Source organism: Mycobacterium sp. NTMscope_MAC_269, from assembly GCF_976985695.1.
In genome coordinates this window covers 3,502,780-3,526,958 of the sequence record NZ_OZ335668.1, presented here as the reverse complement: position 1 = coordinate 3,526,958, position 24,179 = coordinate 3,502,780, and the positions used below count along the sequence as shown (strand labels likewise).

The following is a 24,179-nucleotide window of genomic DNA, read 5'->3' as shown; positions in this document are numbered from 1 at the left end:
GGGAGCCGACGTTGAGGAGAAGCGATGACCGGAGCAAGCGCTGACGTCTGGGAAGTGATGGCGACCGCCCGAACGATCCGGCGCTTCACCGACGAACCGGTGGACGACGCGACCCTGACGCGGTGCCTCGAGGCGGCGCGGTGGGCTCCCTCGGGTGCCAATGCCCAGGGCTGGCGTTTCGTGGTGCTGCGCTCGCCCGAGCAGCGCGCCGTGGTGGCCAAGGCCGCCGCCCACGCGCTGGAGGTGATCGAGCCGGTCTACGGGATGTGCCGGCCCGCCGACGGCGACGACAGCCGTCGCGCCCGCACCTACCGTGCGACCTACGAATTGCACGACCGCGCCGGCGAATTCACGTCGGTGTTGTTCGCGCAGGCGCACTATCCGACGGCGTCGGAACTGTTGCTCGGCGGTTCGATCTTTCCCGCAATGCAGAACTTTCTGCTCGCCGCCCGCGCCCAGGGGCTCGGCGCCTGCATGACCAGCTGGGCCTCGTACGGCGGTGAACAACTGCTGCGCGACGCCGTCGGTATTCCTGAGGGTTGGATGGTCGCCGGCCACATTGTGGTCGGGTGGCCCAAGGGCAATCATGGGCCACTGCGCCGCCGTCCGCTCGCCGAGTTCGTGAACCTCGACCGCTGGGATGGTGCCGCCGACGGGCTGCTGACCAGCGGCTAGCTCGCGGGAGCAATTCGGCTCGTCATGGACAGTTCGGTGATCCCATGCCCGGATTCAGAGATTATTACTTCCGCAACCGAGAATGATATTCTCGCCGTGACAGTCACGACGAGAGGCGGCGCGGATGCTGTTGGAGTTCGATGCTGACCAGCGACTGTGGCAGGACACGGTGCGCGATGCCGTCACCAAGCAGTGCCCGCCGTCGTTGGTGCGCAGCGTGGCCGAGGAGGGCGTCGACCCGAGCCCGCTGTGGAAGTCGTACGTCGATCAGGGTTGGACCGAGCTGAACGACCCGGAGAGCACGGTCGAGCTCGCCATCGTGCTCGAAGAACTGGGCCGCGCGACCGACCCCACCCCGTTCCTGGCGACGATGAGCCAGTTCGCGCCGCTGGTGGCGGAGCGCTTCGACCCGCACGAGTCGGGCACGGCCGTGTACGGCGGGGTGGTCGCGTACCGCGACGCCGACGGCTGGGTGTTGGACGGCACGGCGCGCCATGTGCTCGACGGCGACCGTGTCGACCGCCTGGCGGTGGTGACCGATGCGGGCGTGTTCCTCGCCGCGTCGAGCCAGGTGTCGGCCCGCCGCTCGGCGGTCTTCGACCCCGTCCTGCACGTGGCCGATCTGTCGTTCAGCGAGGTCCGGGTCCCCGATACCGCCCGGCTCACGGTCGACCACGAGCGCGCACACCATATTGCGTTGACGGGCATGGCGATCACCATGGTCGGCGCCTGCCAGCGCATCCTCGACCTGGTCCTCGAGCATGTGGGGAGCCGCCAGCAGTTCGGTGTGCCGATCGGATCGTTCCAGGCGGTGCAGCACAAGGCCGCAGACATGCACGTCGCGGTGCAACGGGCGAGGGCGTTGGCCTACTTCGCCGCGCTGACAATCGCGGCCGACGATCCGCGCCGCCGGCTGGCGGCCGCGATGGCCAAGGCCTCGGCGGGGGAGTGCCAGTCGTTGGTTTTCCGCCACGGCCTGCAGCTGCACGGCGCGATGGGATTCACGTGGGAGAACGACCTGCAGTTCGCGCTCAAGCGTGCGAAAGCGGGCGAACTCATGTTGGGCGGCGCGGGAGAACATCGGGCGCGGATCGCTGAGGAATATCGTGCAGCTGACTTTTGATCCCGACGTCGAGGAGTTCCGGTCCGAGTTTTCGGCATTTCTCGACGAAAACCTGCCTCCCGCAAGCGAAACGAGCGAGCGACCGCGATCGGTTTCGCACATGCCCGACTGGGCTCGCCGTTGGCAACGGCTCCTCTTCGACAACGGCTGGTTGCTGCCCAGCCAGCCACCGGAATACGGCGGCCGCAACGCGACGGTGCTGCAGCAGTTCGTCTATTTGGAAGAGCTGAGCCGCCGCCGCATCTATCACAGCTTCAACCCGCAGGGTGTGAATATCGTTGCGGCATCGCTATTGTCGTTCGGCAGCGACGAGCAGAAGCAACGCTGGGCCGTGCCCGTCCTGCGCGCCGAAATGACGGCGTCGCTGGGGATGAGCGAACCCAGCGCGGGTTCTGACCTGGCGTCGCTGCGTACCCGCGCGGTGCGAGACGGTGATCACTTCGTCGTCAACGGGCAAAAGGTGTGGACGTCCGGGGCCCACGACGCCGACTTCTTGTTGACCTTTGTGCGGACGGATCCGGATGCGCCCAAGCACAAGGGAATCAGCGCGCTGATCATTCCTACGGACACCCCCGGCGTCGTCCGCCGGCCCTTCCCGTCGATCTGCTCGATCGAGGACACCGACTTCAACGAGGTGTTCTTCACCGACGCGCGGGTGCCCGCCGAGAACCTGGTCGGTGAACTCAACCAGGGATGGATGGTGGCCAACGGTTCACTGGGCCACGAGCGCACCATGATGTGGCTGGGCTTCGCGGACCGTCTCGAGAACATGATCGACGATTTCCATCCCGCTACCGACGTCGAACGCGACCAGTACGCCACGACGATCATGGACCGACAGGCGCTGCGCCTGCTGGGCTCGGCCGCCTTGGCCCGCACCGCCCGTGGCGAAGACGACGTGGCCGCGATCTCGGTGCTCAAGCTGCTCGGTTCCGAGGCTGAATTGCGCGGGATGGAGCTGGCGCTGACCTCCGCGGGCGCCGACGGGCTCATTCATCCCGGTCAGACCGGGCCGTACGCGCACATGAACCTCGACCATTACTTCGCCAGCTGGTTTGAGCGCTTTGCCCGCAGCTTCTCCGGGACCATCGCCGGCGGCACGTCCGAAATCCAGCGCAACATCATCGCCCAGCGGGTGCTCGGCCTCCCCCGCGGCTAGGGCTTCAGAGTGCCTGTCCAGAGACCCTGCTGGGCAACGGGATTCGGGGCGCGCCCGGGGTACCCAGCTGGCCGGCCAGCCAGGGCAGCGCGGTGGCGAAGGCCATGCCCGCGGTCGGCCAGTCGTGTTTTCCGCTCTGGGCGACCACCGCGCAGTCGATGCCCTGCGCCCGGCCCAGCGCGCACAGGGACGCCGCGGCCGCTGCCTGGTTGGTCGGGTCGGTGACGCCGCGGCTCGCGAGAGCCATTGCGGCGGAATCGATCGCGGTGACGTCGCGACGCGGTGCCGGCGAACCGCCCGACGAGATCGCGAACCAACCGGAGACCCCGGTGTACTGGCCATGGCGGTTTATCACCGTCGTCGGATCGAAATCCGCCCATGCCTCGGCGTTCCCGCCGAACAGGTCGGCGATGGTCTGTTCCTTGGTTCCGGTGTTCGGGGTCAAATCGCCCTCGATATCGACGAACGCGCTGAACTGGGTGGGTTGCTTGACGGCCAGGTTTACCGCGCATGTTCCGCCCATCGACCAGCCGACGACGCCCCAGCGCGACGGGTCCGCGCTGACGCCGAAGTTCGAGACCAGGTAGGGCACAACGTCTTTGGTGAGATGGTCGGCGGCGTTGCCGCGCCGTCCGTTGACGCATTCGGTGTCGTTGTCGAACGCCCCTCCCGGGTCGGCGAAGACCAGCACCGGCGCGTTGCCGCCGTGCGCAGCCGCGAAGGCGTCGACCGTGTCCACGGCATTGCCGGCGCGCACCCAATCAGCGGGCGTGTTGATCACGCCGCCGATCATCATCACCGCCGGCAGCTGCGGGGGCGGATAGCTGGCGAACCACGCCGGCGGCAGGTACACGAGTTCCTCGCGATGTTTGAAGTGCGATGCGTCGGCGGGGATCGTCACCGGCACGAGGCTGCCGCGGGCCGGCTTGGCGCCCTTCGCCGCCATCGTGGTGATGGTGGCCTTGTCGGTCTGGTCGGGCAGCGGTACGGAGGTGAAGTGATTCCACGCGCTCTGCACCGTCTGGAAATAGCCGACCCATTGGTTGAGCACCAGCAGTGAACAGAGCAGACACAGCGGGACTGCCAGGATCGACAGGCCCCGCCGCCACCAGCGCGCACCGCGCCAACCCAGGATCAGGACCGCCGCGGCCATACCGGCCAACGCCATCCACACATACAGTGCCCGCGGCACCGGCGCGCTGATGCAACGGTGGGCCCCGACGGCCGCCACGGCCCCGACGGCGGCGGCGACCGGCAGCGAGAGCAGGCGCCAACGACGCGATCGCCACCCCGCGGCCAGCCCGACCGAGATCGGGGCGATGACCTGGGCCGTCACCGGCACCCAACCGTGCATCAGCGATATGTGGTTGCCCAGTACCGACATGGCGATTCCTCCTCTCAGGCGCCAGCCTTGAGGCGGCGTGAGGAAAGGATCGGACGGCGGGCTCGGGGAAACCTTGGTGGATTCTTGGAGCGTGGGCAGGCGGCCGCCGCCCGGTGTGAAGCCATGGCTTTGAGCGTGACGCCACGGTGGCTTTCCTCGGCGTGTCGCCGCCCTCAGCGCACAGTCAAAGCCGTGGGTTCACACTCGACGAGAAGCCGCCGGGCACATCTAGACGGGGTCGAATTTGGTGATCAGCCACTTGCCGTTGACCTGGCTCAGGCTCACCAGCACGCTGCTGGAGGCCATCGCCGGGTCGGGGTTGTCCTTGCTCGTGGTGCTCTGATCGACCAGCACCAGCACGACTGCCGAATTCGGATGCAGCTCCTGAACCGCGGCCCCCAGCACCCGGGCGTTGGTTTTCAGTGACTTCTGTTTGGCTGCCGGGGCGACGATTTGTTCGGTGAACTGGTTGTAGTACGACAAGAAGTCGCCGGACAGGTGCGACTTGGCGGCGGCGAAGTCCTTATCGAGTGATTCCGGCGAGTAGGAGAGCAGCGCGACCGTTCCGTCGGACGCCGCATTGACGACCGCGCTCGCGACGCCGGCGTCGGTCTGCTTGTCGGGCCGGTACTGCTTGAAGTACAGCCACGCCGCCCCGCCACCGGAAAGCAGCAGCAGCACAATCAGAATCACCGGAACGATTTTCGCCCCGCGCCGCGTGCGGGGGGCACCGGTTTCGCTGGGCTCGGTTTGTTCGATCGAGTCGTCGGCGGTGTCGATGCCGGGCTCGTCCTCACTCATGGGATGAACTCCACGTTGGACATCTTGTATTGCCCACCTTCGTCTTTGACGGTCACCTTGAGCCGCCAATTGCGCGGCTCGTCCTTGGCGCCAGCGGCGTTGGTGATGCGCGAGGTCGCGGCGACGAGAACCAACGCGAAATCCCCGTTGATGGATTGCACGGCCGCCGCATTCACGGTGCCTTGAGTAACCACCTTGGACTGCTCGACGACGGTCGTGAAATCTTTTGCGCGCGCCTGGAAATCGTCGTGGAACTGGCCGGTCGAGCTGTCGATCACCCGCTGGACATCCTCCTTGGCCTTATTGAAGTCCATGGACGTCAAGTTGACGACACCCTGTCTGGCTCCCGCGAGAACGTTCGCGACGCGCTGGCTGCGCTCGTTGACTTGATGGCGGTTCCACATCATGTATCCGCTGGCCGCGACGAAGGCGCAGATGAGCAGGATGACGGCCGCTTTCCACGCCACCGACCAAGAGGGCAGCCGCACGCGTCGCCGGCGGCCGGCGGGCTCAGCTTCCGATTCCGCGCCTTCGGCGGTTTCGTCGGAGACTTTTTCGTGCTCCGCCTCGACGGCGTCGGCAGTGTCGGCGACGTCCTCGTCGGCCTTTGCCTCGGCACCGTCGGGTGCTTCCTCGTCGGCAACTACCGTTTCTTGGGCTTCCGAGGCCTCCTCCTCGGCGGCCGCTGCCTGAGCCTCTTTCTCGGCTTCGGCGAGCGCCTCGCGCCGCAGTCGGGCGGCGCGGGCGCGGGCACGCGCCGCGGCGGCCAGCGCTTCGGCTTCGGCCGCCTCGGCCTCGGCTTCCTCGAGCAACGCATTGACGTCGGCTTTCGAGGTGGTCGAATCTTGGGGCGCTTTCTTGGCCTCAGCCATCGTGCTTGCCGACTCCTCTAGGTCTCACGCGGCTAGAATCGCACGAGCGAAAACGGCCAGCTGTTGGTGCCCCCCGGTCCGCCCCCGCAGCCGGTGTCGAACGTCGAGTCGACCTGACCCTCCAGCGTCACCGCATCCCACGAGTACACGTCATGCGAGGGAAAGAACTGGACCACGCAGCGCACACCGTCGGGCACATCAACAGCCATGGTGTAGCGACCGTTGGACAGGTGGGCCTCTCCCCGGTAGACCGTCGCCTGCCCATTGGGCTGCGGAGTCGCGTATATCTGCAGGCATCCCGGCTGATTAGGGACGCACGGGTTGATCGACCAAACCCAGAAATGGCCGGGATCCCGGTCCGAGTTCACGCTGTAGTTGGCATACAGCATGTCCGCGTGGGCGGCGGGCGTGATGGTCAGCGCGGTCATGGCAAGCGCAAGGCTCAATGCGAATCGCTTCACCCGGTGCGTCTCCCATCTCTGCTCACGCAATTGGCCCCAATATAGGGCTTGGTCATGCTGAACAGGCCTACTCGTAGAAATTGTGAGCGGCTCAGTCGATGACCGCGGTTTCCTTGCGTTCGGTGATCGGCCGTGCGAGCTCTTGCTCGTCGCAGATGCGTTGCAGCTTTTCGAGCGTCTCGTCCAGGCCGGCTCCGACCTTGCGGCCGGGCGTGAAGGTGGCCGGCAGCTTACGCATGCCCTGGATGACACCGATGGTCTCGTAGTGGACGGTTCCCTCCGGATCGCACTGGTAGTCGGGCATCCGGTCGAGTACCGCGGTCAGCATGGATTTGAACACGGTCCGCGCCACGTTCGACCCGATGCACCGGTGGACCCCCAGCCCGAAGCTGAAGTGCCGATTACCTTTGCGGTCGAGCACAATCTTGTCCGGATCGGCGAACACCGCCGGGTCGCGGTTGGCCATCGCCCACGAAATCCACAGCCGCTCACCCTCTTTGAACCTGATGCCGTCGAGCTCGGTGTCGTCGGCGAAGGTCCTGCCGTCCCCGGCCGCCGGGGTGAAGTAGCGCAGGAACTCCTCGGTCGCGGGGTCGAGCAGAGTCTTGCGCTCGTCGCTGAGCAGCTGCCGTTGATCGGGGTGCTCCGAAAGCCATTCCAGCGAGTGGGCGGTCAGCGCGGTCGTGGTGTCGAATCCGCCGCCGATGACCAGCCCGAGGTTCCCCAGGATTTCCAGCTCCGGCGCGGGCTCGCCATCGATGCGCATCTCAAGCAGGCCGTTCACGATGCCGGGCCGCGGGTTTTCGCGAATCTCGATCATGTTGTTGACCATGTCGAGCCCCATCTCCCGGTGCATCGCGGTGACCCGCTCGATGTCGGGGGAGTGCTCGGGCGTGTACACCGCGGCGTGCACCGGCTCGCTGTACATGTTCCACTTCTTCAGCGGGATACCGAGCATGGCCAGGGTGAAGACGGCGGGAACGATGTTGGCGAGATCGTCGACGAAGTCGATGCTGCCGCTCTCGATCTTCTCGTCGAGGCAGGCGCGCGTCACGTCGTCGATGAACGGCTCCCAGCGCTTGATCGCCGCCGGCGACAAATAGGGGTTGAGCACGGTCCGGTAGGTGCGGTGCTCGGGGTCGTCCATTTCCAGGATGCCGCCGCGTACCGCGCTGACGCGGTTGGCCGTGGGGATCGAGATGCCTTTGTAGCCACGGCGTTCGCCGTGGATATCGTGGTCGTTGGAGACCGCGGGGCAGCGCGCCAGCTCGAAAACCTCGTGGCTGCCGGCTGCCACCCAGTGGCCGCCGTAGGTTTCCGTCCAGGCCATGGGGCACTTGGCGTGCATCTCTTCGGTGATCGTCTTGAACTGCGACCGGTACTCGGAAGAATGCCGATCGAAGTGGTATCGGTTCTTTTTGCGGTCGCCGTCGTTGACGACGTCGTCGACACTCAACGCTTTGTCTCCCTCAGTGTTTCGTTTCTACGACTTCGGTGCCGGCTCAGTCTTCGGTGATCATGATGGCCTGCTCGGGACAGGAGTGCGCCGCCTCACGCACCTGGTCCTCCCGATCGGCGGGCACCACTTCGTCGATCGCCGACGAGCTTCCGTCGATATCGCTGAGCTGAAACGAATCCGGAGCGATCATCGCGCACAAGGTATGGCCCTGGCATCGTTCCGGATCCACCCAGACCTTCACGACTTTCTCCTCTCACCTGATGCTGGTTACCGGGGCTGACGAATCGCTACCGCTCAGGTGTTGCGACCGCCGTTGACGCCCAAAATCTGACCGGTGATGTAGCCGGCTTCCTCGGACACCAGAAACGCGCATGCCGCGGCGATGTCCTCGGGCGTGCCGATCCGGCGGACCGGGGTCCGGGCGATGGTGTCGTCGATGTCGCCGAGGAAGCCGTTCTTCTCGGCGGCGCGCAGCATCGGGGTGTCGATGAAGCCGGGCGGCACGGCGTTGACCGTGATGCCCTTGGGTCCGTACTCGAGTGCCAGCGACTTCGTCAGGCCGTTGACCGCCGACTTGGCCGCCACGTAGTGACTCATGTAGGGCGCGCCGGAATGCGTGCTCGACGAAGAGATATTGACGATGCGTCCCCACCCGGCCTCGACCATGTCGGGCAGCACCGCTTGCACGGTGTGGAAGACGCCGTTGAGGTTGACGTCGATCACCCGTCGCCAATCCTCGAAGGTGATGTTGTGGAACTTCTTGAAGCCGTCGAGTCCGGCGGCGTTGACCAGAACCGTCACCGGGCCGAGTTGCGCTCGGATGGCCGACATCGCGGCGTCCACTTGCGACCGGTCGGTCACGTCGGCGGTGAAAGTGAAGTCGGCGTCCGACGGTCGCAAGTCGATGGTGGCGACGTTCAAGCCATCGGCGCGTAGCCGCTGCACGACGGCAAGCCCGATGCCGGATCCGCCACCGGTGACCACCGCAGTCTTCATGTTGAGGCCTCTACTCCGACGGGGGCCATTTCAGCCACAAAGAATCTCCCTTACAATTATGAGAACCTTACTCTCCACGCGGAGTGGCGTGCAACACGCCCGCGAAACCATGTTCGGCCTGCGTCGAGAGCGAGGCAGCGGCGACTTCTGGTCGTTTGCGCCGCTGGTCAGCACCTCGATCTCATTCCTGAGACTTTCTTGAATTATCGAAACTCGAATGTAAGATTCGCCGGGGAAGAGAATGAAATTATCGTGATCGTCACCACACCAGGGGGTACCGGCATGCCTGCGCAGGACACGGCAGAACCCGCCGTTGGGTCCACAGCGACCATCGCGGAAGCCGCGCCTGAGTCGGGCCCAGAGCGCCGTCTGTTGATCGACGGCCGGCTCGTCGCCGCCGGCGAGACATTCCCTTCGATCAACCCCGCCACGGGCGCGGTCATCGGGCGGGCCCCCGACGCCGGCGCCGCGGAAGCCGAAGCGGCGATCGCGGCCGCGCGGCGCGCCTTCGATGACACCAGCTGGGCCACCGATGTCGAGTTGCGCATCCGCTGCCTCGACCAGCTGCATTCCGCACTCGTCGAGCACGCCGACGAGCTGCGTGAGCTCACCATCGCCGAAGTCGGCGCCACTCGCGCGCTCACGCACGGCGCACAACTCGACGAGCCGATCGGCATCGTGCGCTTCTACGCGGATCTGCTGCGCACCTATCAGTTCTCCGAAGACCTCGGAGAACGGGAATCGCGGGGCATGCGCCACCACCGCTGGGTGGAAAAGGAAGCCGCCGGGGTGGTCGGCGCCATCATCGCCTACAACTATCCGAATCAGCTCGCGCTCGCCAAGCTGGCACCGGCGCTGGCCGCGGGATGCACGGCCGTGCTCAAGGGCGCCCCGGACACTCCGCTGATCACCTTGGCGCTCGGCGAGCTGATCGCCAACCACACCGACATTCCCGCCGGCGTGGTCAACGTGCTCAGTTCGTCGGACCCCGCCTCCGGAGTCGCGCTGACCACCAGCCCGGACGTCGACGTCATCACCTTCACCGGATCGACCGATGTCGGGCGCAAGATCATGGCCGCCTCCAGCGAGACCGTCAAGCGCGTCTTCCTGGAGCTGGGTGGCAAGTCCGCGGCGATCATGCTCGACGATGCCGACTTCGCCAACGCCGCGCTGTTCGCGGCCTTCAGCATGGTGACGCACGCGGGCCAGGGGTGTGCGCTCACGTCCCGGCTCCTGGTGCCCCGATCGCACCACGACGAAATCGTCGACCTGATCGCGCAGAATTTCGCCAAGGTCAGTCACGGCGACCCGGCCGACCCCAAGACCTACATGGGGCCGCTGATCAACGAACGGCAGCGGGACAAAGTCGACGGCATGGTCCAGCGCGCCGTAGCCGCCGGGGCAACCCTGGTCACGGGTGGCAAGCGGCTCGATCCCGGCTACTTCTATGCGCCGACGCTGCTCACCAACGTCGACCCCGACAGCGAGATCGCGCAGGAAGAGGTCTTCGGGCCGGTGCTCGTGGTGATCGCGTTCGACGATGACGACGATGCGGTGCGCATCGCCAACAATTCGATCTACGGACTGGCGGGCGCGGTGTTCAGCCGCGACCAGGACCGGGCGCTGGCAGTGGCGCGCCGGATCCGGACCGGATCATTTTCGATCAACGGCGGCAACTACTTTGGCGCCGACAGCCCGTTCGGGGGCTTCAAGCAGTCGGGCGTCGGCCGCGAGATGGGAGTGGCGGGGTTGGAAGAGTTCCTGGAGCGCAAGACCTTCGCCGTTCCCGCCGCGCCGGCCAAGGGGGCGGGCGCGTGAGGCCGCTCGAGGGCATCAGGGTCTTGGAAGTCGCCATGTACGGGTTCGTCCCGTCGGCGGGCGCGGTGCTCGCCGAATGGGGCGCCGACGTGGTCAAAGTCGAGCACGCCGTGACCGGCGATCCGCAGCGCGGCCTCCGCCAGACCGGCATGTTGCGCGTCGACGGCGATCCCAACCCCAACATCGAGCACGCCAACCGGGGCAAGCGCAGCATTGGGCTGGACATGTCGGTGCCCGAGGGCAAGGAAGTGCTCTACGAGCTCGCCCGCCGCGCCGATGTATTCCTCACCAGCTTCCTTCCCGCTCATCGGAAGAAGTTCGGCATCGACGTCGACGACATCCGTACGGTCAATCCGAACATCGTCTACGCCCGCGGTAGCGCACTCGGCCCGCGTGGCACCGAGTCGGAAAAGGGCGGCTACGACATGACCGCTTTCTGGTGCCGCGCCGGAACCGCGGCGACCATCACCCCCGCGGGGATGCCGGGGATGATCGCGCCGCCCGGCCCCGCCTACGGCGACACCATCTCGGGCACCAACCTCGCCGGCGGCATCGCAGCGGCGCTGCTCAAACGTGAGCGCACCGGCGAACCCTCCGTCGTCGATGTGTCGCTGCTGGGCAGTGGGCTGTGGTCGATGGGGCACACCGTCGCGCTGACAAAGCATCTTGGGCAGCGGCTCGAGGCGCCCCCGCCCGGCGTGCACGGCGCGCCCAACAATCCGCTGGTGGGCCTGTACACAACATCCGACGGCCGCTACATCTCGTTCGTGATGATGCAGCCCACCAAGTTCTGGGCTGACGTGTGCCGCCACGTCGACCTGCCGGAGCTGGCCGACGATCCGCGTTTCGTCACGGCGGAGGAGATCGCCGCCAACACGGCGGATGCGGTGGAGCTTTTGAGCAAGGCCATCGCAACCCGCACCCTGACCGAGTGGAGCGAACGCTTCGCCACGCTGTCCGGGCCGTGGGCGCCGGTGCAGGACACCCTGCAAGCCGTCGACGACGCGCAGATCCGCTCGAACGAGTACCTAGTGCAAGCGGGTGAGCTCGAGTTGGTTGCCAACCCGGTACAGTTCGACGTCGCCGCGCCACAGACCGGACCGGCGCCCGGGTTCGCTGAGCAGACCGACGAAATCCTGATGGAACTCGGGCTCGATTGGGATCGCATCATCGAGCTCAAGACGGCCGGCGCCGTCACCTAGAACCGGAGCCGCCTGCAATGTTTCAGCCCAGCAACACAAGTGACGATGCCTGTCGCCGCGCAGCGGTTACGGGTTGTCGCATAACGCTTATTCACTTTTCACTCCGCCCGGACGCAGCATGAGTCATAATCGCCGGACGCTTCAAGACGTGGAGCCCCTCGTTTTGCAGCGCCAACTCACGCAACAGAACGGAGGACTGGCGTGAGCGAGGCCGCCGTTGTCACATCGAAGGTCGATGCCGGAAATTGGCTGCCCTCTGAGCATTTCGCCCTCGTCAGCGCGGCTTTACACCTGTCAATGCTGCCGAATGTACCGCACTCGTTGCGCCACAACAAGACTGTCGGTCTCGTAGCGCGGGAAGGGGCTGGCGCCCATGGCAACCAAGGGAGCTGACCACTGGTCGACGGGATTGCCCGCGCTCAAACTCAAGTTCGACCTCTCGGGTCCCATGCACGCCGTCGGGGCCTTGTTCGCGATGTCGGCCGACGCGGTCAAGTTCCTGTTCCGCCGGCCGTTCCAGTGGCGCGAGTTCTTGGAGCAGTCCTGGTTCGTCGCGCGGGTGTCGCTGGCTCCCACTCTGTTAGTAGCGATCCCGTTTACCGTCCTCGTCAGCTTCACGCTCAACATTCTGTTGCGCGAACTCGGCGCTGCGGACCTCTCCGGCGCGGGTGCCGCGTTCGGTGCCGTCACCCAGCTCGGACCACTGGTCACGGTGTTGATCGTGGCGGGCGCGGGTGCCACGGCGATGTGTGCGGACCTGGGGTCGCGAACGATTCGTGAGGAAATCGACGCGATGGAGGTGCTGGGCATCAACCCGATCCAGCGGTTGGTGACACCGCGCATGCTGGCTTCCGGGTTGGTCGCGTTTTTGCTGAACAGCCTCGTCGTCATCATCGGCGTCCTTGGCGGCTACGTCTTTTCGGTGTTTGTCCAAGACGTCAATCCCGGTGCGTTCGCCGCGGGTATCACGTTGCTCACCGGCGTTCCGGAGGTCGTCATTTCCTGCATCAAGGCAGCGCTTTTCGGACTCATCGCCGGCTTGGTCGCCTGCTATCGGGGCCTGTCGATCACCGGCGGTGGCGCCAAGGCCGTGGGCAACGCGGTGAACGAAACCGTGGTCTATGCCTTCATGTCGCTGTTCGTCGTCAACGTGGTGGTCACCGCGATCGGCATCAAAATGACGGCGAAGTAGGGCTGCGATGGCATTGAGGGCCGTATACCCGCGACTGACCCGGCAGTTCGAGAGGCCGGTCGCCTTCTTCGGGCGGATCGGTGACCACAGCCTGTTCTACGGTAAGGCGCTCGCCGGAGTCCCCTTCGCGGCCACCCGTTACACCCGCGAAGTCGTTCGACTGGTTGCCGAGATCAGCATGGGCGCGGGCACTTTGGCGATGATCGGCGGAACCGTGGTGATCGTCGGCTTCCTGACGCTCGCGGCGGGCGGCACGCTGGCCATTCAGGGTTACACCTCGCTGGGCAATATCGGCATCGAGGCGCTGACGGGCTTCTTGGCCGCATTCATCAACGTGCGTATCGCGGCACCGGTGGTCGCCGGGATCGGCTTGGCGGCCACCTTCGGCGCCGGCGTGACCGCTCAGTTGGGTGCGATGCGGATCAACGAAGAGGTCGATGCCTTGGAGAGCATGGCGATTCGGCCGGTCGCCTACTTGGTCAGCACCAGGATCCTGGCGGGAATGATGGCGATCACCCCGCTGTACAGCATCGCCGTGATCCTGTCGTTCGTGGCCAGTCAGTTCACCACGACGTTCTTGCTCGGGCAGTCGCAGGGCTTGTACCAGCACTACTTCAACACGTTCCTGAACCCGATCGACCTCTTGTGGTCGTTCCTACAGGCCATCTTGATGGCGCTCACCATCCTGCTGATCCACACCTACTACGGCTATTTCGCTTCGGGCGGGCCGGCCGGTGTCGGCAACGCGACCGGCAACGCGGTGCGCACCTCGCTCATCGTCGTGGTGTCGGTGACGCTGTTGGTCTCGCTCTCTATTTACGGTACGAACGGCAACTTCAACCTGTCCGGTTAGCAGAGGAGGTGGAACGGAAGTGACGCAGAGTGTGCCAGCGGGTCGCGGCGCGGTCGCCGGCCGACCGGCGCGCACCGGCCATGCGCGGCCGCCGGCCGGACGGAGTTATTTGCCACCCCTGCTCGGGCTGGCCACCGTTCTCATCATCGGTCTGATCTTCGCCGTGGCGGTGGGTCTGTTCCAGGGCTCCTTCACCGAAACCGTGCCGGTGACGGTGATCTCGAAACGGGCCGGCCTCGTCATGAACCCCGACGCCAAGGTCAAGATGCGCGGCGTGCAGGTGGGCAAGGTCGCCTCGATCGAACCCCTGGCCAATGGGGAAGCGGCCATTCATTTGGCGATGGATCCGTCGCAGTTGCACTTCATCCCCGGCAACGTGCTCGTCGACATCGCGTCATCGACGGTGTTCGGTGCCAAGTCAGTCCTGCTGGTAGAGCCTGACCAGCCCTCGGCGCAGCGGTTGCACAGCGGCCAGACGCTACAGGGTCAGCACGTCATGGTCGAAATCAACACGGTGTTCCAACAACTGGTGTCGGTCCTGAGCCACATCGATCCGCCGAAGCTCAACGAGTCGCTCGGTGCGCTGGCGCAGGCGTTCAGCGGGCGGGGTCCACAGCTCGGCCAGTCGCTGAGCGACCTGGATTCCTTTCTCGCCAAGCTGGAGCCGAGCCTGCCCGCATTCAGACATGACCTCTCCGTCTTACCGGTGGTGTCCAACGCCTATGCCGACGCGGCACCCGACCTCATGAAGACCGCCTCCAACGCCACCCGGATCAGCAAGACGCTTGTCGACGAGCAGCACAATCTCGATGCATTGCTGATCAGCGCGATCGGCCTGGCCGACATCGGCAACGACGTCTTGTCGACGAACCGTCAACCGCTGACGGACGTGGTGCATTTGCTGGCGCCGACCACCGATCTGACCAATGAGTACGCGCCCGCGCTCAACTGTGCTTTCGCCGGACTCGCAGTGATAACGCACGGGGCGCCGTTGTCGGAACCCAGCATCAATATCTCAGCGAGCCTCACGTGGGGCGCCGAACGCTATCGGTATCCGACGAACCTGCCCAAGGTCGCGGCCACGGGTGGTCCGCAATGTGTGGGTCTGCCGAAGCTGCCGTTCAATACGGCCCCGCCGCAACTGATCGCCGATACCGGCGCCAACCCGGTGAACTACGGAAACCCACAGCTGTTGCTCAACTTCGATGGTCTCAAGCAGCTGTTGTACGGACCGATCGCCGGCCCGCCGCGCAACCCCGCTCAGATCGGACAGCCCGGATGAGAACACGCGCCACGCTGATCAAGTTCGGAATCTTCGCGGTCGTGATGGCGATCCTGACCGCGTTCCTGTTCTTCATCTTCGGCCAGTACCGGACGGGTTCGACGAACGGGTATTCGGCGGTCTTCACGGACGTATCGCGGCTGAAGCCGGGACAGTCGGTGCGGGTCGCCGGGATCCGTGTGGGCACGGTCGACAGCGTTTCCCTGCGGCCCGACAAAAAAGTTGTGGTGAAGTTCGACGCCGACCGCAACGTCGTGCTCACCGAGGGCACCAGGGCCGCGGTGCGCTACCTGAACCTGGTGGGCGATCGCTACCTCGAACTCGTCGATGGGCCGGGCTCACCCAAGCGCCTGTCCGCCGGGGGTCAGATTCCCGTCAGCCGCACCGCGCCCGCGCTTGACCTCGACCTGCTGCTCGGTGGACTGAAACCCGTTACGCAGGGCCTGAATGCGCGCGACGTCAACGCGCTGACCTCGGGACTGCTGCAGGTCTTCCAGGGTCAGGGCGGGACTATCGAGTCACTGTTCACCAAGACGACGTCGTTTTCGAACGCCTTGGCCGACAACGATCAAACCGTGCAGCAACTGATCGACAACCTCAACATCGTGATCGGCACGGTTGCCAAGGACGGCAAACAGTTCTCCGGCGCAATCGATCGCCTCGAGCAGCTTGTCAGCGGACTGTCGGACGACCGCGACACGATCGGGTCCGCCATTGACGCCCTGGACAAGGGAACCGCCTCGCTGGCGGATCTACTTGCCGAGGCCCGTCCGCCGCTATCGGGCACCATAGCCCAGCTGAATCGTCTGGCACCCATTCTCGATGGCGACAGGGACCGCCTCGATACCGCAATCTCCAAGGCGCCGAAGAACTATCGCAAGCTGGTTCGCCTCGGCGTGAACGGCGCCACCATCCCGTATTACATCTGCCAGTTCGGACTCCGCGGTACGGATCTCAACGGCAAGACTGTGCGCGCCAATATCTTCAGGTCAGATGCAGGAAGGTGCACGGAACCCTAATGCTGAAGTATCGCGGAGCTGGGCTGGTCAAGCCCGGACTGATCGGCGTCGTCCTGGCGGTGATGGTCATCCTCGTGGGCCTGTCGCCCGACCGATTCATCACGTGGGCGACGATGGTCAGGTACCAGGCGCTGTTCACCGAAGCCGGGGGCCTTGCGGTGGGCAACCCCGTCATCGTGTCGGGCATGAAGGTCGGCACCGTGTCGGATGTGAAGCTGCGCCACGGCGACGCTCTGGTGACGTTCGCGATGAGGGGCAACGTCCTGCTCGGGTCGGAGACCTCCGCGCACATCCGCACCGGCACACTGCTGGGCGAGCGGATGCTGACGGTGGAATCGGCCGGCAGCGGCACGATGCATCCGATGACTCTGATTCCCGTCTCACGCACCTCTTCGCCGTATTCGTTGACCGAAGCGGTCAGTGACCTGACATCGGACACGGCCGGCACCAACACCGCGGCGCTGAATCAGTCGTTGGACACGCTGGCGGCGACACTCGACCAGATCGCACCCCAGATGGGGCCGGCATTCGACGCGCTCACCCGGCTATCCCGCACCCTCAACGGTCGCAACAAGAACCTGGGCGAGCTGTTCAAGAGTGCCGGCGACGTCACCGGGATACTTTCCGAACGCAGCATGCAGGTCAACAAGCTCATCCTCAACTCCGATTCCCTGCTGCAAGTGCTGGTGGCACGCCGGCAAGAGATCGTGGACCTGCTGGCCAACACCTCCGCGGTGGCCAAGCAGCTGACCGCGTTGGTGCACGACAACGAAGCCACCTTGGCACCGACGCTGGAGCGGCTGAATCGGGTGACCGGGGTGCTGGAGAAGAACCGCGACAATATCGCCAAAGCGCTGCCAGGCCTCGCCAAGTTCGAGATCACGGTCGGTGAGGCCATCGCCGGTATGTACGCCTACCAGGCGTTCGCCCCGAACTTCCTTATCCCGCAACTCTTCCAGGAGTTGTTCGACTACCTCTGGGGATTCCGCACCTTCGATCCTGCCAAGGGCCCCGGTTTCCCGTCGCCGGTACCTCGGGCGCTGACCCCCTGGCCGTACAACTCCATTCCAATGTGCCCTGGCTGCACGTTGGGCGGACGGATCGGAGGATCGCAGTGATTTCTGGGGCCTCTCGGATCCCGCGCAAGCGGCTGGCGGCCGTGACGGCGGTCGCCCTGGTCGGGCTGCTGGTCGTCGGAGCCGCCGTGGTCGTCCGCAATACGTTCTTCGGTCAGAAGACGATCACCGCCTACTTCACCACCGCCACCGCGATCTATCCCCATGACGACGTGCGGGTTTCGGGTGTCAAAGTCGGCAGCATCAAATCCATTCAGCCGCAGGGCACGCAGGCCAAGATGATCCTCAAGGTCGACCACGACGTGCCGATTCCGGCGGACGCGAAGGCGGTGATCGTCGCCTCGAACCTGGTGTCCGCCCGCTACGTTCAACTCTCGCCAGCCTATCGGGACAGCGGACCGGTCATGCGCGACGGCGCAGTCATACCGGTCGAGCGGACCGCGGTGCCGGTCGAGTGGGACGAGGTCAAAACCCAGTTGATGCGGCTGGCAACGGATTTGGGACCCAAGAGTGGTGTTTCGGGCACATCGGTCGGTCGGTTCATCGACAGCGCCGCCAACGCCCTCGACGGCAACGGTGACAAGCTGCGGCAAACACTCGGTCAGCTGTCAGGCGTGGGCCGGATCCTGGCCAACGGCAGCGGCAACATCGTCGACATCATCAAAAACCTGCAGACCTTCGTCGGCGCGCTGCGCGACAGCAATGTGCAGATCGAGCAGTTCAACGGTCGCCTGGCCACGCTCACCAGCGTCGTCAACGACAGCAAATCCGACCTGGACGCGGCGCTGACCGATTTGTCGACGGCGGTCGGCGAGGTGCAGCGCTTCGTCGCGGGGACGCGCAACCAGACCAGCGAGCAGATTGCCCGGTTGGCCGACGTCACCCAGAACCTGGTCGATCACCACATGGCCCTGGAAAACATTCTGCACGGCGCGCCGAATGCCTTCGGCAACTTCTTCAACGACTACAACGCCGACACCGGAACCATCGTGGGAGGATTCGGGCTCATGAACATGGCGAATCCCACCTGGGGCGGTCAAGTTCTGCTGGGCGTACCGGGCTGCACGCAGATCGGCGCCATCGGCAACATCACCTCGGTCGAATCGGGCAAGCTGTGCTCCCTGTTCCTCGGTCCCGGATTGCGGCAGACCAACTTCAACAACTCGCCAATTCCCATCAACCCGTTCATTGCCAAGTCGATTGACCCGGCCAGGGTTCTCTACACCGAACCGCGCCTGGCGCCTGGCGGTGAGGGACCGAAACCCGCAGCACCCGAAATCCCGCCCGCGGTGTCGGCCTACACCGGCCTGCCGGGCGACCCGGTGGGTCCGCCGGGGGCCGTACCGCCGGCGCGGATCCCGGGCGCGGCGATGCCGCTGCCGCCCCCACCGTCGACACCGGTGCCCCCACCGCCGGCGCCGAGCGCGTCGGAGATGCTGCTGCCGGCAGACGGGCCGCAGCAATGATCGCGCGGGTAGCGGCACGGCGAGTGTTCACCGTCGGCTGTTGCGTGGTGTTGACGGCGACCGGATGCGCTTTCCACGGCCTGAATTCACTACCGCTGCCCGGCGCGGTCGGGCGCGGGCCGGGGGCCAACATCTACCACGTCGAGCTCCCGAATGTCGGGACGATGGAGTCGAATTCGCCGGTGATGATCGACGACGTCGTCGTCGGCAGTGTCGGTGCGATGAGGGTGCAAGGCTGGCACGCCGACGTCGAGATCTCGGTCAAGCGCGACGTGGTGGTCCCGGCCAACGTGGTTGCCACCGTCGGTCAGACCAGCCTGCTGGGCTCGATGCACGTCGAGCTCAATACTCCGCTGGGCCAGCAGGGAAGCGGACGGCTGCAGCCGGGCGCCACCATCCCGCTGAGCCGGTCGTCGGCCTACCCGTCGACGGAGCAGACGCTGTCGTCGCTGGGCGCGGTCGTCAACGGTGGTGGCCTGGGACAGATCGGCGATGTCATCCACAATTTCTCGGCCGCCCTGTCCGGCCACGAGGGTGCGGTGCGCGATCTGATCACCCGCCTGGACACGTTCGTCGGAACTCTGGATGACCAGCGGGACAACATCGTTGCGTCGATTCAGGCGCTGAATCGGCTGTCGGCCACCTTCGCGGACCAACGCGACGTTGTCACCGACGCGCTGCGCAAGATTCCGCCGGCGCTCGAGGTGCTAGTCAAGGAGCGGCCTCGTCTGACGGCTGCGCTGGATCACCTTCGCGTGTTCAGCAACACCGCCAACCGGCTGGTCAACGACGCGCAGGCCGACCTGGTGAGGAACCTCAAAAACTTGGAGCCGACGATCAAGGCGCTCGCCGACGTCGGACCGGATTTCGGCGCGGCCATCGCGGCGTCGTTCGTGTTCCCGTTCACCCAGAACTTCGTCGACCGAGCGGTCCGGGGCGACTTCTTCAACCTGCATTTCGATTTCGACCTGACGATCCCACGACTCAAGAAGAGTTTGCTCCTGGGGACCCACTGGGGGCAGCTGGATATGCCCATTCCACCGGTGCCCGGCGATCCGTACCGCCTCAATTACACGCTCGACCCCTTGCATAACCCGTTGCGGCCACCGTGGGTCGATCCCGACGCGTTGCCACTGCCCCCGCCGCCTCCGGGTGCGGTGCCGGGGCCGGGGCCGGGGAACTATGGACCGCGGCCCGGGCCGGCACCGGCGCCTGACGCGAGTCTTGGTCAAACGCCACCGCCGGCGGAGGCACCTTCGACGGAAGCGGGTGGATAGATGCTGACGCGCTTCGTTCGTATCCAGCTGGCGGTCTTCGCGGTCGCCGGGACCATCGGCGTGATCGCGATGGTTCTCTTCTACATCCAAGCACCGACCCTGCTGGGCATCGGCCGGATGACGGTGACCCTGGAATTGCCGGCCACCGGTGGCCTCTACCAGTTTTCCAACGTGACCTACCGCGGGGTTCAGCTCGGCAAGGTCACCGCGGTGGGTTTGACGCCGACGGGCGCGAAAGCGACGCTCTCGCTGAGCACTTCACCCAAAGTCCCCGCGGACCTGACGGCGGAGGTGCTCAGCGTCTCGGCGGTGGGCGAACAGTACGTGGACCTGCGGCCCAAAACCAATTCGCCGCCCTACCTACATGACGGCTCGGTAATCTCCGTGCGCGACACCACGATTCCGCAGCCCGTCGCCCCGATGCTCGAGCAGGTCAATGCGTTGGTCCAAAGCATCCCGAAGACCAAACTCGGCCAATTGCTCGACGAATCCTTCGAGGGCTTCAACGGCACCGGTTATGACCTGGGGTCGCTGATCGATTCCTCGAAGACGTTGTCCCGCGACGCCAACGGCGTCGTCGACCGCACCCGTGCCCTCACCGAAGACACCGGGCCACTGCTGGACACCCAGGCGCACACCACCGATTCGATCAGAAAGTGGGCGCATAGCTTCGCCGGCATCTCGGATGTCTTGGTGAACAACGATTCCCACTTCCGGACCATCCTGCAGAACGGTCCTGACACCGCGAACGAAGCATCCCGGCTCCTCGAACAGATCAAGCCGACGCTGCCGGTGTTGCTCGCCAATCTGACCACCATCGGGCAGATCGGCGTCACCTACCACCCTTCGATCGAGCAGCTGCTGGTATTGCTGCCGTCGGGGGTTGCCATCGAGCAGGCCGCTACCGGTGAAAACCATCCCGACGGTAGGGCTTACGGAGACTTCGCGGCCACGGTCGACGATCCACCCATCTGCACGGTCGGCTTCATGCCGCCCAACACCTGGCGATCCCCGGACGACCTGTCCGACATCGACACACCGGACGGGTTGTACTGCAAACTCCCGCAGGATTCACCGATCGCGGTACGCGGTGCCCGCAACTATCCCTGCATGGGCCACCCGGGCAAGCGCGCGCCCACCGTCGAAATCTGCAACAGCGACAAGCCGTACATGCCGTTGGCGATGCGCCAGCACACCACCGGACCCTACCCACTGGATCCGAACCTGATCTCCCAGGGCGTGCCGCCCGATGACCGGATTACCGTCAACGACAGGATCTTCGGCCCGGTCGAAGGAACGCCGCTGCCCCCGGGGGCGGTGCCGCGCGGCGACGCGGCGGGGCCGCGGGGAGAAAATCCACCACCTGGCACGGTGGGAGCAGCCGTACCCCCCGTGCCGTCGTCGGGACCGACGCTGGCGCCGATGACGAGAATGTCGGCTGACATACCGTCTTTTGCGCCACTCGATGTCGCTGCACCGGGCGAGCTTCCGGCGCCGCAGCCACCACCACCGGCGCCCGCACTAGAGCCCACACCGCCGGATCAGGTCGACGGTGGACAACCCCAGGCCGCGCCAAGCTCGTTCGGGGCCGACGCATCTAAGCCCGCGCCCTCGGTCGTGGTGGCCAAGTATGACCCGCACACCGGTCGTTATGTCGGCCCGGACGGAAAGTTGTACCAGCAGTCTGATCTCGTTGCTCCGAAAGCGCCCAAGACGTGGAAGGACATGATTCCCACCTGAATTCGCGCTGAGGCGATTCGGGCAGCGAAGCGACCCGAGGGGTGGGGCTAAAGCTACGAGGAGCTTACGGCCGCTGGGTCAGGAAAGCTGGTCCAGGCGCAGTGGCATCGCGATATCAAGCCACTGGTTCTGCCCGCAGGCACCGCTGGGGCCGACCGTCTTTTCCTTACCCGAGAAGACTCGAGACCCGAGTTGCCATCCGCCATTGTCGTTTACGGGGTAGAAAAAGGAGGTCTGCACCCCGGTGAACGTGCTGCCGTCTTCACATCGTTCCCAGTTCGGCACTTCGCGTCGCACCTTCCACATCTCCCCATCGGTCATGTACAGCGGCGCGGTCCAGCCCTGGTCGCTCGTCACCTGGCCATGGCATTCCAGGGTTGAGTCGCACGTCGAGCTGATGGTCCACGTTTGGTAGACCGTCGGCTCACCCTTGTACTGGTCGTTCGTCTGGGCATAGTCGCCGATGGACGTGACACGGAAAGTTCCGTTGATGGCGACGTCTTCTTTGGTTATGGCCCGGGCCGTGGGGGCAGTACTCAAACCGCCGAATGCGGTGGCAGCCACCAGCGTTGCGATGGTGAGCGTTTTGGCTGAACGCATCAGGTGCTCCTCGAAGCGCGTAATCCGAGAGTGCCGATGGCACCTTTTCGCCGTCGGTTGCGGCGTTCTCGAGCGATGACGTTACACCGCTTCGCCCGGCCCGGTAACGGTTAGGACAAGATCTGCCGCGTCAGCCGGACGGGACGAATTTCGAGATCAGCCAGGAACCGTCGACTTTTGTCAGCGAGACGAGGACGCTGCTCTGCGTCTTCTCGGGATCCTTCTTTTGCACGCTTGCCGTGGTCTGGTCGACGAAAACCAGCACGGTGGCCGAATCCGGATGCAATTCCGAGACCGCGGCCCGAACCACCTTGGCGCTCGCGGTCAGTTGCCCCTTCTGCGCCGTCGGCGCGACCACCTCGTCGGCGAATTTGCTGTAATAGGCGAGAAAGTCGCCGGTGAGATGGGATTTCGCGTTGTCGAAATCGCGGTTCAAGTGTTCGTACGAATACGACAACGCCGCCACGGCACCGTCTGACGCCGCCCGGATTGCCCGGTGCGCCGCCGCGTCACCGACCTGCTGATCCGCCCGATACACAAAGAAATACACGCCGGCAGCGACTCCCACCGCGGCAATAGCCAACGCTGTCGCAACGATCGAACGCCACCTCGCCAGATACCGGTGGGGCCGACGCCGAATCGCCACCAGTCGGCGCGAGCGTGCCGGTCCCTCGCCGGAGGGTGGCGCCTTTACGTCGTCGACCGCGTCGTCCGTGCCGTTCGGCGATGAGCCATGTTCGACAGTCATCGCAAGAACTCGATTTTCGACATCTTGAGATGGCCGTCATCGCGGTCCATGTTGACGCTGAGCCGAAACAAGGCCGGTGGCGGTTTGGCGTTATCCGGCCCCGTGGGAGTCGTTTTCGCCGCCACCAGCACGACTCCGGAGTTGTCGCTCAACGACTGGACGGCGACGGCTTCGATGGTCACCTTGGTACCGACCTTCGTTTCCTCGGCCTTGTTGACTATCAGGGGAGACAGCACGGATAGCTGGTTCTTCTGGTCGCCGGTGGAGGCATCGATTGCGCGCTGGACATCCTCCTTGGCGTGGTCGGGGTCGATCGACATGAATGCCGTGACCCCTTGCCGGGCCGCCGCACTGAGTTCCGCGGCGAGTTGGCGATTGTGCACCGCGGTGTGGTGCTGCCACAGCATGTAGCCCGTCGCGGCGACAGACGTGGAGACGAGCATGATCCCGACGCCAACAGCGATTGTTTTCCGCGCCGGGCGCCGCAGCCACCCCGGCCGCCGCAGCCATCCGGGACGTCGCAACCGAAGCCGTTTGCGGGTCGACTTCGCGGCGCGCTGCTCGTCACTTTGGGCATCGTCGGCGCCCCCGGTTTCGGCTGCGCGCAATTTTGCGAGGCGTTCGCGGGCCGCTTCGGCGCGCGCTTCGGCCTTGGCGACTTCGTCTTCTGCGTCCGCTTCTGATGCGGCCGCTACGTCGCTTTCGGTCCCTGCGCTGGACGGTGGTTCGTCGGGATCGCTCACATCCCTCGGGTCACCACAATCGTCGGCGCTGGGCCCCTTCGGATCGTGCACAGAGAAGCACCTTATCACTGAGGGCTGAGCGCAAACGCCGTCGTCGGATGGCTCCTCACATGCGGAAATGCTCATTTGCCGGCGAGCGGGGAGGGTGGCCTTCTTGGTCGTCTTGCGCCGATCGCAGTGCGGTCCAAGTGATCTTCTCCAACCAGGAGAATTTTCTTTTCAGGTATGGCAGA

General features: G+C 65.2%; 23 protein-coding genes. 13 read left to right on the top strand and 10 right to left on the bottom strand.

What is annotated here, in order from left to right:
• The first annotated feature begins 24 nt into the window (after positions 1-24).
• From ACZ50Z_RS16415 to ACZ50Z_RS16405, 3 genes are all read left to right on the top strand, one after another.
• A complete protein-coding gene (locus tag ACZ50Z_RS16415) occupies positions 25-675 on the top strand; it encodes a nitroreductase family protein (protein ID WP_464484500.1) in 651 nt (216 codons plus the stop codon).
• A gap of 124 nt (positions 676-799) precedes the next feature.
• Positions 800-1,798, top strand: coding sequence for an acyl-CoA dehydrogenase family protein (locus tag ACZ50Z_RS16410; protein WP_464484499.1), 999 nt, complete (start codon positions 800-802; stop codon positions 1,796-1,798).
• Complete coding sequence (locus ACZ50Z_RS16405; protein ID WP_464484498.1) at positions 1,782-2,957, top strand: acyl-CoA dehydrogenase family protein; 1,176 nt, start codon at positions 1,782-1,784, stop codon at positions 2,955-2,957. The genes ACZ50Z_RS16410 and ACZ50Z_RS16405 overlap by 17 nt, the downstream gene beginning before the upstream one ends.
• Before the next feature lie 4 nt (positions 2,958-2,961).
• Here the strand turns inward: ACZ50Z_RS16405 and ACZ50Z_RS16400 are convergent, their stop codons facing one another.
• From ACZ50Z_RS16400 to ACZ50Z_RS16370, 7 genes are all read right to left on the bottom strand, one after another.
• Positions 2,962-4,341, bottom strand: coding sequence for an alpha/beta hydrolase (locus tag ACZ50Z_RS16400; protein ID WP_464484497.1), 1,380 nt, complete (start codon positions 4,339-4,341; stop codon positions 2,962-2,964).
• 228 nt (positions 4,342-4,569) lie between these two features.
• A complete protein-coding gene (locus tag ACZ50Z_RS16395) occupies positions 4,570-5,142 on the bottom strand; it encodes a hypothetical protein (protein WP_464484496.1) in 573 nt (190 codons plus the stop codon).
• Positions 5,139-6,014: a hypothetical protein gene (locus tag ACZ50Z_RS16390; RefSeq protein WP_464484495.1), complete on the bottom strand. Its 876-nt coding sequence runs from the start codon at positions 6,012-6,014 to the stop codon at positions 5,139-5,141. The genes ACZ50Z_RS16395 and ACZ50Z_RS16390 overlap by 4 nt, the downstream gene beginning before the upstream one ends.
• Before the next feature lie 32 nt (positions 6,015-6,046).
• Positions 6,047-6,442, bottom strand: coding sequence for a hypothetical protein (locus ACZ50Z_RS16385; protein ID WP_464486273.1), 396 nt, complete (start codon positions 6,440-6,442; stop codon positions 6,047-6,049).
• Positions 6,443-6,566: 124 nt separating this feature from the next.
• The gene (locus tag ACZ50Z_RS16380) at positions 6,567-7,931 is read right to left on the bottom strand and encodes a cytochrome P450 (RefSeq protein WP_464484494.1); all 1,365 of its coding nucleotides are present in this window, start codon (positions 7,929-7,931) and stop codon (positions 6,567-6,569) included.
• 46 nt (positions 7,932-7,977) lie between these two features.
• Positions 7,978-8,175 carry a ferredoxin gene (locus ACZ50Z_RS16375; protein ID WP_464484493.1) on the bottom strand — a complete coding sequence of 66 codons (198 nt, stop codon included), beginning with the start codon at positions 8,173-8,175 and terminating at the stop codon, positions 7,978-7,980.
• 53 nt (positions 8,176-8,228) lie between these two features.
• On the bottom strand, positions 8,229-8,930 hold the full coding sequence (locus tag ACZ50Z_RS16370) for an SDR family NAD(P)-dependent oxidoreductase (RefSeq protein ID WP_464484492.1): 702 nt from the start codon (positions 8,928-8,930) through the stop codon (positions 8,229-8,231).
• Positions 8,931-9,212: 282 nt separating this feature from the next.
• Between ACZ50Z_RS16370 and ACZ50Z_RS16365 the strand changes: the two genes are divergently transcribed.
• From ACZ50Z_RS16365 to ACZ50Z_RS16320, 10 genes are all read left to right on the top strand, one after another.
• A complete protein-coding gene (locus tag ACZ50Z_RS16365; protein ID WP_464484491.1) occupies positions 9,213-10,748 on the top strand; it encodes an aldehyde dehydrogenase family protein in 1,536 nt (511 codons plus the stop codon).
• Positions 10,745-11,950, top strand: coding sequence for a CaiB/BaiF CoA transferase family protein (locus tag ACZ50Z_RS16360; RefSeq protein WP_464484490.1), 1,206 nt, complete (start codon positions 10,745-10,747; stop codon positions 11,948-11,950). The genes ACZ50Z_RS16365 and ACZ50Z_RS16360 overlap by 4 nt, the downstream gene beginning before the upstream one ends.
• 373 nt (positions 11,951-12,323) lie before the next feature.
• A complete protein-coding gene (locus ACZ50Z_RS16355; RefSeq protein WP_464484489.1) occupies positions 12,324-13,142 on the top strand; it encodes an MlaE family ABC transporter permease in 819 nt (272 codons plus the stop codon).
• Positions 13,143-13,149: 7 nt separating this feature from the next.
• The gene (locus ACZ50Z_RS16350; RefSeq protein WP_008253752.1) at positions 13,150-13,995 is read left to right on the top strand and encodes an ABC transporter permease; all 846 of its coding nucleotides are present in this window, start codon (positions 13,150-13,152) and stop codon (positions 13,993-13,995) included.
• Between the two features lie 19 nt (positions 13,996-14,014).
• Entirely contained in the window at positions 14,015-15,277 is a 1,263-nt protein-coding gene (locus tag ACZ50Z_RS16345) for an MCE family protein (RefSeq protein ID WP_464484488.1), read from the top strand.
• Entirely contained in the window at positions 15,274-16,296 is a 1,023-nt protein-coding gene (locus tag ACZ50Z_RS16340; RefSeq protein ID WP_464484487.1) for an MCE family protein, read from the top strand. The genes ACZ50Z_RS16345 and ACZ50Z_RS16340 overlap by 4 nt, the downstream gene beginning before the upstream one ends.
• Complete coding sequence (locus ACZ50Z_RS16335) at positions 16,296-17,414, top strand: MCE family protein (protein WP_464484486.1); 1,119 nt, start codon at positions 16,296-16,298, stop codon at positions 17,412-17,414. The genes ACZ50Z_RS16340 and ACZ50Z_RS16335 overlap by 1 nt, the downstream gene beginning before the upstream one ends.
• Positions 17,411-18,838, top strand: coding sequence for an MCE family protein (locus tag ACZ50Z_RS16330; RefSeq protein WP_464484485.1), 1,428 nt, complete (start codon positions 17,411-17,413; stop codon positions 18,836-18,838). The genes ACZ50Z_RS16335 and ACZ50Z_RS16330 overlap by 4 nt, the downstream gene beginning before the upstream one ends.
• A complete protein-coding gene (locus ACZ50Z_RS16325; protein ID WP_464484484.1) occupies positions 18,835-20,115 on the top strand; it encodes an MCE family protein in 1,281 nt (426 codons plus the stop codon). Before ACZ50Z_RS16330 ends, ACZ50Z_RS16325 begins: the two co-directional genes overlap by 4 nt.
• Positions 20,116-21,855, top strand: coding sequence for an MCE family protein (locus ACZ50Z_RS16320; protein WP_464484483.1), 1,740 nt, complete (start codon positions 20,116-20,118; stop codon positions 21,853-21,855).
• A gap of 78 nt (positions 21,856-21,933) precedes the next feature.
• Here ACZ50Z_RS16320 and ACZ50Z_RS16315 read toward each other — a convergent pair whose 3' ends face one another.
• The 3 genes from ACZ50Z_RS16315 to ACZ50Z_RS16305 form a co-directional block, all read right to left on the bottom strand.
• Complete coding sequence (locus tag ACZ50Z_RS16315) at positions 21,934-22,455, bottom strand: Rv2253/PknI dimerization domain-containing protein (RefSeq protein ID WP_464484482.1); 522 nt, start codon at positions 22,453-22,455, stop codon at positions 21,934-21,936.
• Positions 22,456-22,585: 130 nt separating this feature from the next.
• Positions 22,586-23,203 carry a hypothetical protein gene (locus ACZ50Z_RS16310; protein ID WP_464484481.1) on the bottom strand — a complete coding sequence of 206 codons (618 nt, stop codon included), beginning with the start codon at positions 23,201-23,203 and terminating at the stop codon, positions 22,586-22,588.
• Positions 23,200-23,997: a hypothetical protein gene (locus ACZ50Z_RS16305; protein WP_464484480.1), complete on the bottom strand. Its 798-nt coding sequence runs from the start codon at positions 23,995-23,997 to the stop codon at positions 23,200-23,202. Before ACZ50Z_RS16305 ends, ACZ50Z_RS16310 begins: the two co-directional genes overlap by 4 nt.
• Positions 23,998-24,179: the final 182 nt, after the last annotated feature.